The 14,305-nt window shown below is 51.8% G+C and carries 10 protein-coding genes; 4 read left to right on the top strand and 6 right to left on the bottom strand.

Annotated features, from left to right (window positions below):
• Nucleotides 1-76 precede the first annotated feature (76 nt).
• From ACOQPU_RS06185 to ACOQPU_RS06165, 5 genes are all read right to left on the bottom strand, one after another.
• Nucleotides 77-1,495: a phosphoglucomutase/phosphomannomutase family protein gene (locus tag ACOQPU_RS06185; RefSeq protein ID WP_420644252.1), complete on the bottom strand. Its 1,419-nt coding sequence runs from the start codon at nucleotides 1,493-1,495 to the stop codon at nucleotides 77-79.
• Between the two features lie 28 nt (nucleotides 1,496-1,523).
• Nucleotides 1,524-2,498, bottom strand: coding sequence for a GDP-mannose 4,6-dehydratase (gmd, locus tag ACOQPU_RS06180; protein WP_420644251.1), 975 nt, complete (start codon nucleotides 2,496-2,498; stop codon nucleotides 1,524-1,526).
• A gap of 274 nt (nucleotides 2,499-2,772) precedes the next feature.
• Nucleotides 2,773-4,491 (bottom strand): DNRLRE domain-containing protein, encoded by a 1,719-nt coding sequence (locus tag ACOQPU_RS06175; protein WP_420644250.1) that lies wholly within the window; start codon nucleotides 4,489-4,491, stop codon nucleotides 2,773-2,775.
• A gap of 27 nt (nucleotides 4,492-4,518) precedes the next feature.
• Nucleotides 4,519-7,533 carry a PQQ-binding-like beta-propeller repeat protein gene (locus ACOQPU_RS06170; RefSeq protein ID WP_420644249.1) on the bottom strand — a complete coding sequence of 1,005 codons (3,015 nt, stop codon included), beginning with the start codon at nucleotides 7,531-7,533 and terminating at the stop codon, nucleotides 4,519-4,521.
• A 418-nt stretch (nucleotides 7,534-7,951) separates the two neighbouring features.
• Nucleotides 7,952-8,890, bottom strand: coding sequence for a hypothetical protein (locus tag ACOQPU_RS06165; protein ID WP_420644248.1), 939 nt, complete (start codon nucleotides 8,888-8,890; stop codon nucleotides 7,952-7,954).
• Between the two features lie 112 nt (nucleotides 8,891-9,002).
• Between ACOQPU_RS06165 and ACOQPU_RS06160 the strand changes: the two genes are divergently transcribed.
• Nucleotides 9,003-9,275 carry a PqqD family protein gene (locus tag ACOQPU_RS06160; protein ID WP_420644247.1) on the top strand — a complete coding sequence of 91 codons (273 nt, stop codon included), beginning with the start codon at nucleotides 9,003-9,005 and terminating at the stop codon, nucleotides 9,273-9,275.
• Nucleotides 9,276-9,281: 6 nt separating this feature from the next.
• Complete coding sequence (locus ACOQPU_RS06155) at nucleotides 9,282-9,791, top strand: lasso peptide biosynthesis protein (RefSeq protein ID WP_420644246.1); 510 nt, start codon at nucleotides 9,282-9,284, stop codon at nucleotides 9,789-9,791.
• A gap of 44 nt (nucleotides 9,792-9,835) precedes the next feature.
• Here the strand turns inward: ACOQPU_RS06155 and ACOQPU_RS06150 are convergent, their stop codons facing one another.
• The gene (locus ACOQPU_RS06150; RefSeq protein ID WP_420644245.1) at nucleotides 9,836-11,659 is read right to left on the bottom strand and encodes an ArnT family glycosyltransferase; all 1,824 of its coding nucleotides are present in this window, start codon (nucleotides 11,657-11,659) and stop codon (nucleotides 9,836-9,838) included.
• On the opposite strand from ACOQPU_RS06150, the gene asnB reads away from it, so the two are divergent.
• Nucleotides 11,603-13,456, top strand: a complete 1,854-nt coding sequence (gene asnB / locus ACOQPU_RS06145; RefSeq protein WP_420644244.1) for an asparagine synthase (glutamine-hydrolyzing) — start codon at nucleotides 11,603-11,605, stop codon at nucleotides 13,454-13,456. The genes ACOQPU_RS06150 and asnB overlap by 57 nt on opposite strands.
• Complete coding sequence (locus tag ACOQPU_RS06140; protein ID WP_420644243.1) at nucleotides 13,380-14,219, top strand: endonuclease/exonuclease/phosphatase family protein; 840 nt, start codon at nucleotides 13,380-13,382, stop codon at nucleotides 14,217-14,219. Before asnB ends, ACOQPU_RS06140 begins: the two co-directional genes overlap by 77 nt.
• Nucleotides 14,220-14,305 lie beyond the last annotated feature (86 nt).

Here is a 14,305-nt window from a genome sequence, read left to right as displayed (position 1 = left end):
AGCAAAGCCGAAGGATCACACAGATTTTTTCTTTTTTATCTGCGAAATCTGCGCTAATCTGCGGATTGTTCTTCTCTTATCGGAGTCCGGCCAGCTTCATGCCGTCATCCAAGATAGCCTGCACCTTGTCCTCGTGGGTGGTTTCGCAATAAACGCGAATGACTGGCTCAGTACCGCTAAAGCGCACCAGCAGCCAGCCGCCATCTTCCATCACAAACTGGTGGCCGTCAATCGTCACAATGTCCGTCACTTTTAAGCCGCCAATCGTCTCTGGGCGAGCCTGGGCCACGTTGTTTTGGATTTCTGCCTTGCGCTCGGCGTCAAAAACGGTGTCAATGCGATTGTAAAAATGAGCACCGACTTTCTCAAACAAAGCCGCCAGCAGTTCGGATGGCTTCTTGCCCGTTTTCATCATCATGTCCAGCATGAACAAGCCAGCCAAAATGCCGTCGCGCTCCGGCACGTGCCCCTGAAAAGCATACCCGCCGCTCTCCTCACCGCCAATTAGCGCATCCACTTCTACCATTTTGGGGGCAATGTATTTGAAGCCGACCCCAGTTTCATACACGGGCACGTCATACAGCTTGCCCAGCTTGTTCAGCATTTTCGTCGTGGAAATCGTTTTGACAATAGGGCCACGTTCGCCGCGCACTTCCAGCAGATAGTAACCCATCAGGCCATATACCCGCAGCTGATCCATGAAGTTGCCATTTTCATCACCAAAACCAACACGATCTGCGTCACCGTCGTTAATGATGACCACGTCTGCGCCAACCTCTTGGGCAAAGCTAAGGCCGTGGTCTACGTTGGGCGGAATCGGTTCGGGGCGAGTCATGTGGGGGAAAATGGGATTGCGCTCGTTGTGGACTTCTTTGACGGTAGTTTTGCCGCCCGCTAACAGGCGGGGAAACCAACCTGCGCCATTGCCCCACATGCAATCTACCAACAAGGTGAAGCCAGCTTCTTTGATCGCCTCGATGTCTACCAGGCGATGGAGCTGGGCAATGTAGGCGGGAGCCGCATCAAAAACCTCAACCAGCCCTTGCTTTTTGGCGGCTTCGAGCTTCATGGTTTTTACGGCCGTAACCTCCGGTATCTCCCCCTCAATTTTCTTCAAATCGTGGGGAGGGATGGCCCCACCATTCACATCTCGCACCTTAAAGCCGCAATCCCAGGGTGGGTTGTGGCTAGCAGTGATATTAATGGCACCACCCGCTTGCTTATCTACCACCGCGTAAGAAATGGTGGGAGTTGGGGTTGCTCCCTCCGTCAGCCAAACGTGGATACCGTTGGCGGCCATTACTTCTGCGGCTGTTGCCGCAAAAAATTCCGCCTGAAACCGCATGTCGTGGCCAATCACAATCCCTTTCTTAGCCAACCCTTCTGCTTTCAAAAAGTTGGCAAAGCCCTGCGTGCAGCGACGTACATTATCAAACGTATAATCTTCACCAATACGGCCGCGCCAGCCGTCTGTTCCAAATTTTATCGTGGTCATTTTGTTCTCCTGGATGTTGTGACAATAGTTAAACAGCGATACGTCCAGCCTGCAACAATTTGATGTCTGAGTCAACCATCATCTGTACCAGCTGCTCAAAGGTGACGGCTGGCTCCCAGCCGAGCTTTTCACCTGCTTTGCTCGGATCGCCAACCAGCAAATCAACCTCGGCTGGGCGCATGAACCGCTCATCCTGAACGACATAATCGTGCCAATCCAGATTCACATAGCCGAAAGCCACATCAAGAAACTCCTCAACAGAGTGCGTGTCACCCGTGGCAATCACAAAATCATCCGGTTTGTCTTGCTGCAACATGAGCCACATCGCCTTTACGTAGTCACCAGCAAACCCCCAATCTCGGCGGGCATCCAGATTGCCTAGCCGCAATTCGTTGGCAAGGCCGAGCTTAATTCTGGCCACATGGTGCGTAATTTTGCGAGTCACAAACTCCAGGCCGCGGCGGGGTGATTCGTGATTGAACAAAATGCCAGAGGTCGCGTGCATGTTGTAGCTTTCGCGATAGTTGATAGTGATCCAGTGCCCGTATACCTTTGCCACGCCATACGGGCTGCGGGGGTAAAATGGCGTTGTTTCACGCTGAGGAACCTCAACCACTTTGCCAAACATTTCACTAGAGCTGGCTTGGTAAAAGCGAATTTTGGGGTCAACGAAGCGAATGGCGTCTAGCAAGCGGGTTACGCCCAAGGCCGTCACATCTCCCGTGAAAACCGGCTGGCTCCAGCTTGTTTGCACAAATGATTGAGCTGCCAAATTGTAAACTTCATCAGGGCGATGCTCTTCCAGTAGATGAATCAGGGAAACCTGATCGCCTAAATCACCCGGCACAAGCGTAACTTTATCTTGAATATGGGAAATTCGATGAAAATTGATGGTGCTGGTACGGCGTACCATGCCGATGACGTCGTACCCTTGTTCGAGTAAAAATTCGGCCAGATAAGAGCCATCCTGGCCTGTAATTCCTGTAATTAATGCTTTGGGCATATGTCCTTCCTAAATAGTAGATATAGTCAATTTTTTCAGTTGCTGAGGAGAGAGGCATCCTGAGATGCCGACTGGTGTAAATCCGTTCGCATACTTCGGCTCTACTCAGTACACGCCTAAAGATGCTTACTCCTCTTTTTGCTAGCGTCATTTTAAGTACCTCAAAAGGCGGAAAGATTATAGCCCAGCCAATTGGTTGCGTAAACCAAAAGAGACGATTGCGGTGGGCAATCGTCTCTTAAGCAAAGTATCAAAATTAGGACAAGTTTATCTTCTATCGTTGAATGGCGGGCAAGAATGTTTGTGACCCATTGACCAGCAGATAAAGTATCACGGTGCGCTCGACGCCGTCGCCACTGATGGTAATGGGTACGCTGTACAAGCCACCAGTTGTTTGACCGGCATCATTGTGGCTAATAGTGATGGTTTTGCCGCCCGGCGGGGTCACATTGCCAGCAGGGATATTTACCGAAACGCTAGAGGGGACATTGTTGGCCTGGAAGGTAACGGCCGTATCAAACCCACCCGTCGGCGTAACCGTTAGTTCATACTGGGCAGAATCACCGGGAACGGCCGTTTGCACCACCTGATCCGCCGTGATGTTAAACCCATATGCCGAACCATAAGTTATCGCCAAAGTCGGACGTCGATTTGGTACAAAGGTTTCAGACGAGCCGAAATACTTTCCGCTGTGGCGAGCACCGTCTGCCGAGTAAAGTGCCAGGCGCAAAGGCTGTCCGTTGGAATACGCTTCAGCAACGGCCGCGCTCAAATCCCAGGTCACAAATTGACCATCTCCACCGATGGGCAAGGGATTAACCCAGGTGCGAGCTACATTTTCCACCGCTCGCGGCGCGTTATTCCATACCAGCGTGCTTTCATTCCAATCTTCATCCACCGTGAACACCTGAATCAATGACGGCTGCGCCTCGGAGGGCAGCGAGTTGCCAAAATGGTACATCGTTAAATCTGCCGAGACGATTGCCTGATCTGCGGGCAAAGCATCCAACGGGAAAGTTACGTAATATTTTGAGAAGCAGCCCCAATCCCCCAAATTCCACTGGTTTTGGACGTTGATTTGGAAATCTCCCGCGTAATTGAAGTTCCCCCAACTGTTCCAAAAAGGTGGGAAGCCACCACAGTTGGTAGCCCCACCCACATGACCATCCGGCACATCAGCACCGTTTTCGCCGTGGCGGATAGTGGCAGTATTGCTGCCAACCACGCCGCTGGGTGACGTGTAGCTGGGCAAGCCAAAGTGCATTTTTCCCCAGGTGGCTGGGCTATTACTGTTAAGCCCCTCCGGCCAATAGCGGTCTTCGTGGGCAGTGCCGTCTTCATCGTGGGTGGTAAGCCCTAACCCCCACACAGTACCTTCTGATGGCGGGCCACTCAGCCCCAGGCTGCTCCACGGAATGCGGAAGGTGATGTTCCAACCTGCGTCACTCTGTTGGTTATTAAGACCATTTTCGGTTTGGGTGCCAATTGCCGTTTCAAAATCGAGGCTCGTCTGGCTCCAATCGGAACCATTCCCCACATAGGCAACTTCATAACCTGCCCTTGAATCGTTCAATGCACTCAGTTGTCCTCGGAAACGATAGGTGTTGCTATCTGGCGTTCCGCCGCTGTTGCCATCTAAATCCAGATACAGCGTGGCCGCATCCCAGTTGGGCATTTCTGCGGCCGTTGGTGTGGGATCGTAATACATATATTGGTCAATGATGTGGAAAACAACGTGCAGCTTTTCATTGTTGTAGATAATGCGCACATCTGTGTAGCTCTGGGTCGTTGGCCCTACTTCTCCATACCAAAGAATTGCGCGATCGGCAACGGGAATGTCTGGCTCCACGGCCGTTGTAAAGGGAATGTTGATTCGCGGTGTTGCACTTGCGCCGGATGGCTCGGCATGAACGGCCGTATCGGCTGACCGTCCGGCAAATAACAGCGGCAATCCAAGAAACAACAAAATTAAAAATAGTCGTGTCTGTTTCATTTTGTCACTTGTCACTTTCTGGCAGCTTTAGCGATGCACCACAGGCAGAAACTGTTGCGCACCGTTGACCAACAGGCGCAATTCAAGCGACTTCTCTATGCCGTCGCCCGTTGCCGTCACGTTGACCACATACCATTGTGCTTGGTTGCCGCTGCTATTATCATCCAGCGTCGCTATGACGGAGCCGGGTGGATTAATGCTAGTTGAGGTGGGGCTGGCCACCAAGGTACTGTAACTTTCTGCCACCTGAATATTCACAGGAGCGGTAAAACCGCCCGTACCAACCACAGAAATCTCAAAATCTGCGCTGTCGCCCGAACTTACATTGGCAACCACCGGGTTTGCCGTTAGTGAGAAACCGTAGACTTGATTTTCGATAGCGGCCGTTAACTTTTGGATATGAAACAAATCCCCCGTAGCAAAGCCCGGTTCATCCAAATATTGTGCCAACTCATCCCCCGTTTCTTCCAAAATGAGTGCCTTAGCCATGAAAATGGAATGCGCGTCATACAGCGGCACAATTGCATTTTCTGCATAAGCACCAGAGAAGAAAGTAACAAACCAGTACGGCGCAACCGTTTCGTACTCAGCGAGCGCATTATTCACATCACTCAGCGCATTGTTGCGTAAATATTCTGCCAATTCAGGCACCAGATACATGAAGTTGCTGGCCACATTCATGGTGCGACAGTACGGTGCGCCATCAGCCACCAGCCTGTAAGCCGTGTCTTTAGTGAAGTTATTGGCTCGCAACGCCAATAAGCGGTTCAACTCATTATTGACATTGTTCGATTGCGATTGCCCGGCCAACTGCTCCAATTCCAGATAGCCAATGTAGCCAGCAATATATGCATTGTGAATCAGCGGCATGTTTAGCAGCAATGTGTCGGATGGCTGTTGGTTAAACTCATCAAAAAAGGCCGCCTGGCTTGCAGACCAAATGGCATTGGCCCCGCCAAACTCTTCTGCATATTTCCAAAGGGCATACCAGGCAAATGGATTGCGGCCCCAAATGCCTTCACCGCCCCAGCCGCCATTATTTTCCAATGTGAAGTTCTTGTTTTCTGTGCCGGTTAAATTGCCCGCAATTTCTGGCGGCATACTGTACGCTTCTCGCGGTGCACCGCTGTTCCAGCCCACATGGTTGTATTGGTACGGCGGATAATTGGTATATTCGTCTTGAAGGTAGGTACGCACCGTTTGCTGCAAACCCGGAGAAAGATGCGGTAATGCCATCAGCAACGTGTAAAGCGTGTCAGAGGAGTTGCTCCAATATTCAACAAGATCGTCACCGCAAGCGTTGCCCGCACTGTTGTCAAACAATCCGTGGCTCATAAAGCCAGGCCGCAAGTGGCCCGCTTCCACAATTTTTGTGATTTCTGCTTCCAATTCGGCAATCAGGTCATCCTGATCGGGAATGTCCATATTTGCCGAAGGGGGAAAGCGTTTGGTAGCCAATGGCAAACCTGTGGCACCGTTGGCGCCAGCCGAGAAGGCCATGATGGTGTTGCTGCGCTGGATGTAAACACGGCCGTTATACGGAATCGGCGGCGAGACATCCCCATGAAACCCATAAACACCGTTCACCGTGCCAAAATTGGAGTACGGCTTGGTGTAATTGTCTGGCTGGGCTGTATAAAACTGTGAGTTGTAGCCAGGTGCCCAGGTAAGCAAGTTGTAACCGTAATAAATCCATTCGCGGGTCTGATCAACACCGCCGTTGGGAAAGCTGCTGTTTGGCTTAGTAATATCCACTGCCCCAGATTGACGATCACAGCACAAATTCCAGTAAATGATGTCGCCGCCACCCGAAGCAGCATGTGGTTCATCAACGGCCGCCACATCGCCACTGATGTTGGTAATGTACGGGTTGTCTGGCTGCCAGCCAGAAATATGCCCACGCGCAATAGAAGCATCGGACGTGTAATTATTTTGTTGGTATAGCACGCCATCCGCACCAATTACTGGCGGATAGCGCGTGCCGCTGGCCGTGCCCGTCCATAACACAGGCGCGGTTGTGGTTTCTGCACCGTTCGATTGGTTCAGCACGAAGACGGTACGCCGCCAGGGTTTATCTTCAAAATAGTCATAGATGCGGTTGGCGTTGATGGTGGGGGTGCCAGAAGCCCAATCCCCCGCAGCGGTGCTAACACCACCAATGGGGCTGCCCGGCGGGATGCCCTGGTCAGCGTACAGCTCTTGCCGCTCGAGCTTTACCAATTGCCCACTGCCCGGCCAACTAAGTGACGTGCTGTATGCATTGCTGCCAGAGAAGATCACTTTATCTTCATAAACCACTGGCCAGTAAGAGTAAAAGCCTTGTCCCGGCAGCTTGGCAGATTTCCACACCAGGTTGCCATTGCTGGCGTTTAGCGCGTAGGCAAAGCTGTCGTTGGAGGCAAAATAAAGCGTGCCGTTGTTGTAAGCGGCCGAATATAAAATGGGACCGCCTGTTTGGTAGCTCCAATCTAGCTGGCCAGTGTTAGCACCGGAGATAGTGATGGCATACATTTTGCCATCTCGGCTGCCCGCGTACAGCGTATCGTCGATAATGAGCGGGTTGGTTTCAAAGCCACCACTGCCGCTAAACGTCCACAAACCCGCGCCAGAATTGGCGTCAACGGCGTGAATTTTGTTGTCCAGGCCCCCCACATAGGCAACCCCATTGTGGATGGTGGGGGAATGGCCCAGGGGCATTTCAGTGGCGTAAACCCATTTTTCCCCGCCTGTTGTGGAGTCAATGGCGTATAGGCCGCTGGCTGTCGAAATGTAAAGGGTGTTGTTGGCAGCAATGATTTGTACGTGTGGGGGAATAAACGCCTCGAACGGTTTGTACCATTCTGGTCGCAGTAGCCCACCTACTTCTTCTGGTGTCCAGGAGGTGCGCTGTGGGTTAGCGGCAACCATTGGCCATTCGGCACTTCCAGCGGATACGGTAGGTACGGCCGTTTCTGCCTGCTGCCCCATCAAAATTAATCCCAATAAAACGGGAAAACTTGTTAACAATAAAAGGATACGCTTCTTCAAACTGGCAAGGTTCATAACAATACTCCTGTTTAGCGCACAGCAGCACACCAAACAATGCTTAACTTCTTCACGGTTAAATAGGCTTCGTTGGAAATGTGTAATCGGCAATGATCTTGATTGTGTTGAGCCGAGATTTTTTGCCGATTACTTTTGTAAAAGCGGGAGACCTGACTCTTCATTCTCACTCACTCAAACGAGCCCGCTTTTACATGCACCTCTCCCAAGGTCGGCTCAGACGTGACCATTTCACCAGATCACAACCGGGGATTCAATAGTGCGCAAGTCCTAAAAGCAGCCAAATTTGCTGATTTTATAACGCTTGTCAGTGGAATTGTCAGAAATGTGTGGAAGCGGATTAACCGGGTGGACTCATTAATCATTAAGAAAACTGAGTAAACAATACTAACTTTACATAAAAATTTTCGGGGTGGGCTTATTCTGAGAATAACTGAGCTTGAAGCAGATCAGGGATACGCTGCACATCGGGTGAAAGATGCAGCAAAAACGAGGGGGCAGCTTCTACAAGCTGGCTCAAAATTTGGAGGTGGGCGGGAATCATCGCTTTGTCCCATTGCTCGACCGCATGAGGCAAGAGCCGCGCCAGCGCAGCAGGCGGGGAGAGTGGCGTTAGCCCATGTGTGGTGCGCTCTTCGATTTGAGGGAAGCAAATGGCATGGATCGGAGCTTCTTCTAACCAAACGTCTGGCCAGATGGATTCGGCAGCGACAGTGATTTTTTGACGGCCGTTTCCCCCATCAAAATCATCTACCAAATGCTTCATCGACCCAAAATGGGCAATGGATTCTGGATACGCTGCCAACACGCCGGGATATTGCTGAATACGGCCGTTGGCCACCACAATTGGCGAATCATTAGAGAGTAGTTGCCAACCTGCGTTAAGCAACGACAGCCCGGTGGTGGTTTTGCCCGCGCCAATGCCACCCACCAGCAGCACCGCCTGTCCCTGGTAAACGGCCGCAAATGCGTGCAGCAAAAACTTTTGGCGACGACGCAAATGGGGCGACAGGCTGATGGCAATCAAATCTTCCAAAATGGCGTAGGTTTTGCCAGCAGCGGCGACTACTTTCCCTGCTGTTCGTCCGGCTGCCAAATCCAGGTGTAGCTGACCATAGCGAGGAAAATGGGCGATCACCTGCTCCTCATCCACAAAATAGTGCAGTAAATCACCTTGCTGAAAATCTGGCGGGCGGTTTGGCGGTTTGGGAACCTGAATGACGGTTTGAAATGTGACGGTGAGGTGGGGAACGGCCGTACTCACCGGCAGCGCGCTAAAAGATTGGAGCCAGCCTCGCCACAAAGTTGCATCATCCGCATTCCCCTCGATAATTAGATCGTGAAACTGCCACCGCATTTTGTTCATGCACAGAAGTATATTAATGTAATTGGTAATTGGGTAATTCAGAGTGAGAAAATATTCAACCTCATTACCCAATGATTCCATTACCTTTTTTGGGAGAAAACCGTTGAATAAAGATTCGATCCTCCAACGCGCCGAAAACGTCACCTTTGAAGTAGTGGCCGACGAGGCGATTTTGATTGACATCAACAGTGGGACTTACTTTTCCCTCAATGAGATCGGCACTGAATTTTGGGAAATGTTGGATGGGCAGCAAACCATCGAGCAACATGCCGCCACGATTGCCACCAAATATGAAGTTGATACCAGTATGGTAGTAGATGATTTGCTGGAATTGGCCAATGAAATGGCCAAAGACACTCTAATTACTATTCGCTGACGCGCCATGCCCACCTTGTTTACTCGCTTACGCCACCTGTGGCTAGGGCTGCGTCTGCTGCCTATTTGGATTACTAGTCCTCAGAAGCGGAAGCTGTTAGCCGAGATGCGAAAAGTTAGCGGCCAGCTGCCAGTTCTCCTGAAAAAACCGATTCCCCAAGCAATGATTGAATTGGAAAAATTGCGTGGGGAACGGCCGTTTCCCCTCCCGCCTGAAACCCAAACCCGTCAATTAGCCGATCTGGCCGCCCTGCTGGATCGCCGCTCACCGCTGGGGCTGTGCCTGCGGCGTTCGCTGCTGCGCTACCGCTATCTACACGAATTGGATGTGCCGGTAACAGTGCAGTTTGGCGCGAAATTCACCCCTGGCGAATCGGCTAATGCAAAGAAGATTGCGGGACATGCGTGGTTGGTTTTGGGAGAACGGCCGTACCACGAATATGACGAAAATTGGCAAGGTTATACCGTCATGCTGCGCTGGCCGACGGAAGAAGAATCCGCAGATTTCGCAGATTGACGCAGATTTTCCCCAAATTTCTCTTCGTCCTCTGTGGCCAATTTTTATTTTCGGGGGATGTAGATGGTTAACGGCCGTATCACTGGTTCATTCAAGGTAGGCGGCGATTGTTTTGACGGGAGCGTTTCCGACACTTCATAATGAGTCAACAACAGTTCCAAGAAAGCTGGCTCTGTCTCAAAAAAGTCACTTTCATCTGAGATAATTTGGGTAAACCACCGCTGCTCGATGAGCGTTACCAAATCTGCTGGCAGCGGTTCGGCCCCTCGCTGCCGGGCGTGCCAAAGGGTTTGTAGATGAGCATACGGCCGTTTCCCGGCTCGCACGGCCACACTGGGATGCATCAACAGCCACACCTCGCCTGGTTCTGCTTCCACCCGTGCCAGCAAAGCATCACCCGCATCACGCATTTCGGCCGTTGGCAAAAACTGCTGGGGCAGCCCACCGTTTAGCGGAAACGTCACCAGCCCAAACTGTATGAGGATTGCGACTCCCCAAACGATTTTCCAATAACTTTTATCAACAGATTTCGCAGGCTTGTGGTGAGCAAAACCGAACCATCCACCAGATTTCTTCTTAATTTCCTTAATCTGCGTAATCTTTGACAAATATCCCCAGCTTATTGCAGGTACCAAGCACAAAAACGCATAGCCAATCAGCATGTTGTTCAAATTGCCGCCAACTGTGCTGCGACCTGCAACCGAAATGAATACGGCCGTTCCCACAAACATCAGCCACGGGTTATTGGAGATCAGAGATTGGGGATTCATGCTTTGTAATCTCCAATCTCTGATCTCCAATCTCCTAAAAAATCCACTTAATCTTTCCACCACCAAAATAGCCGTTCCCACCACCAACACGCCCATGCCAGCACCCAACTCCCACACAAAGATGTTCCGCAGTCGCCCCAAATCCAGCGGGCTGGCATACGCAATCGTCACCACGTAATAGCTAAACCAGCCGCCACTTGCCTGCTGCAAAACCAAAACCGGCACAGCGGCAAGAAGTACAAATGGAACAATGAAGAGGACGAAGACACGGATAAACAGAGGTAACACGGATCTTTTCTTCTTCTTTGCGTCCTCCACGATCTCTGCGGTAAAAAAATAAAATCCCGCTACCACCGCCAAAAGCAACCCATTCTGCTTCGTCAAAAACGCAAACCCCAGCAAAACTGCCCCCAAAACAATCCAAATCTCTATGCCCCTCTGTGTCGCCTCTGCGTAACTCTGTATTCCGCTTTTCCTCCTCATCCCATAAACCAACAGCACCAACCCCGCCAAACTCAAAAATGTAAACAACGCGTCCACCCGCGCCAAATCGTACCAACCACCCACCAGCCGGTAGCCGCCCAAAAACAAGCCGCTGCCCACAAATGCGGCCGTTCTACTGCCACTTTCTCGCCAACCAATGTAGAAAATGAGAACGGCCGTACCCACCACACTCAAAAACGAAATCAGCCGCAATGGCCAAAAGCCAAACCCTGTCAGACGCATGAGCAGCCCGCCAAGCCAAGTAAACAGCGGCATGTACACCTGGGGCACAAATTCTGCATTCGGCGGGATGAAAACCGGCAACCCCTGCGCCACCCGCCACGCCTGCATCACTATCCCCTCCTCCACCAAATCCAGCACATACGGATAAAACACCCGCGCCAGCCCCACCCGCAAATAAACCAAACTGACAACCAGCGAAACAGTTAGCAAAATAACAGAACCTAAATCCTGTAAATCTGCGAAATCTTTGATTCTTTTCTTCTTTTGCTCACGAACTTTGCCCATAGCCGCCAAATTGTATACCATCCCCAACCCATGTGTGGCATCACCGGAATACTCTCCCCCAAAATCAATCGCGAATGGCTGGAACAAGCCAACGATCTCCAGCAACATCGTGGGCCGGATGATGCAGGAATTTTTGTTGGCGATGGCATTGGGCTAGCAGCACGGCGGCTCAGCATCATCGATTTGGCACATGGCCACCAGCCGCTGAGCAATGAAGATGGCACTATCTGGATTGCATACAATGGTGAGGTGATGAATGCTCCCGCCCTGCGCACCCAGTTGGAGGCCGCTGGGCACCAATTCCGCACCCGCACCGACACCGAAACCATTGTCCACGCCTACGAAGAGTGGGGCATCAACGCCTTTGCGCGGCTGCGCGGTATGTTTGCCTTTGCCTTATGGGACGGCCGTTCTCAAACCCTCCTCCTCGTTCGCGACCGTTTCGGTATTAAACCGTTGCACTACGCAAAAGCTGGCAATGAACTGGCCTTCGCTTCTGAGATACAGCCGTTGTTCCACCTCCTCCCCACCCTCACTAGACGCACCAACCACCAGGCCCTTGCCGACCTGTTCACGATTGGTTTTGTGCCCACGCCGCAAACCATGTTCGCTGATGTGTACAAATTGCCCGCCGCCCACATGCTCACCGTGCAAAATGGGCAGTGTGAAATACGGCCGTACTGGCAGCTCACCTTTCCAAAAGACGGCAACTACCGCCAAATCAGCGAAGCCGACGCCGTAGACGAATTCATAGCTCACCTGCGCGACGCCGTCGCCGCTTGGCGTATGAGCGACGTGCCCGTCGGCTCCTTGCTCAGCGGTGGGATTGACTCCAGCGCATTGGCCACCCTGCTCACCAACATCAGCGGCCAGCCAATTCACACCTTCCACATTGCCTTCAATGCCGCCAGCCACGATGAATCCGAATATGCCAAACTAGTTGCTGAACGCATAGGCAGCCAACACCATACCCTGCATTTCGGCCCTGAAGCGTTTAATCTACTGCCCCAAATTGTGACGCAGCTCGAAGAGCCACAATGTTCCGCCACAAGTCTGCCCATCTACCTGCTGTACAAAGCGTGCCGCGAGGCAGGCTTCAAAGTGATTCTCACTGGCGAGGGAGCCGATGAGCTGCTGGGTGGCTATCACTGGTTCGATGGGGATCGGCGACTAAGGCCGTTTCTCCACATCCCCCAACCCCTCCGCCAACTGCTCAACCACATTCCCCTACCCGTCTCTACCGCCGGACAGCGCGTCCTCACCCACGCCACCCACGATCCGCTAGCCCGCTTTGCCCTTTGGCATCAAGTCACGCCGCCACATATCTTAAAAAACTTGATTAGCCACAGAGAACACAGAGAAATAAGAGAACAAAACTCTTTCACCTCTGTGTCCTCTGTGGCAAAAATCCATCCGCTCAATCAATTTATTGTCCTGGAAGCGCAGTCGCGGATGGTGGATTTTATTAATTTTGAGGTAGACCGGATGAGCATGGCTAATTCCGTGGAGGCACGGCCACCTTTTTTAGATCACAAACTGTGGGAATTTTGCGCCCAACTTCCCCCAAAGCTCAAGCTCAACAGGCAGATGAACAAGGTTTTGCTGCGCTGGGGGATGAGGGAGTTGTTACCAACGGCCGTAACCCAACGCACAAAACAAGGACTTGCCACCCCACACGCAGCCTGGTGGCGCAGCAAACAATTACCCGCTTGGGCAGAAGAATGTTTATTCCCAGAGTCGCTACACGAAACCAACTACTTTAATGTGGACACTGTGCAAAAATTGAGGGGTGAGCATATGAACGGCCGTGCCGACCACAGCCGCATCCTCACCGGCATCCTCACCACCCAACTTTGGCACCAAGAAATGGAGATTAGAGATTAGAGATTGGAGATTAAAGGTTCTCACCTACAACCTCGAATTTGGTGGCCGCAAGCAGCTAGAAGCAATTCACACTATCCTCGCTCAGACCAACGCCGATATTATCGGCCTAACCGAAGCAGACGATCACGAGGTGGTTAAAATTTTGGCCGAGCTGCTGGAGATGCACCACGCTTGGGGGCATGGCAGCGGCAAGCGTCATATTGCCTTACTTTCCCGCTACCCAATCCAGCAGTGGCAAATTTACAACCAACCCCCGCTCACCCAAGCCGCCCTCGAAGCAAAATTTGAGTTGCCCAACGGCCCCCTCACTATCTACAACGTCCACTTTTTACCCTTCCTATTGCTGCCGTTTGAGATTCGCCGCAGGCAGGCGGTGGGCAAATTGCTGCAAATCATCCGCGCCAAGCCACCTACCCCCCACCTCATTATTGGCGATATAAACGCGATTGGGCCGGGCGACCGCGTGTTGCAGCACAAAAACCCAACCAGAATGCGACGGCTAATGCTGCTACAATTTCGGCTCATCTTTCGGCTGGCCATCCCCCGGCTACTACGTGCTGGCTATACCGACTGCTTCCGCTACCTGCACCCCCACGCAGATGGCTTTACCTGGTGGACAACCAACCCCACCACCCGCTATGACTATATTTTTGCAGACGCACATATGCTGTCCAAATTGCAAGCCTGCCGCGTCGTAGACGATCACCCCGCCGTCCATCTCGCTTCCGACCACTTCCCGCTACTGGCCGAATTCACAAGCTAACTCATTAAATCGCTTGGCAAGGACAACATATGCAAAAATTGAAGAAGATTATGCTCATCGACGACAATCCCATTGATTCAAAGCTC

Source organism: Candidatus Leptofilum sp., assembly GCF_965223285.1.
Lineage (GTDB): Bacteria > Chloroflexota > Anaerolineae > Promineifilales > Promineifilaceae > Leptofilum.
This window is presented reverse-complemented; position numbering and strand designations above follow the sequence as displayed.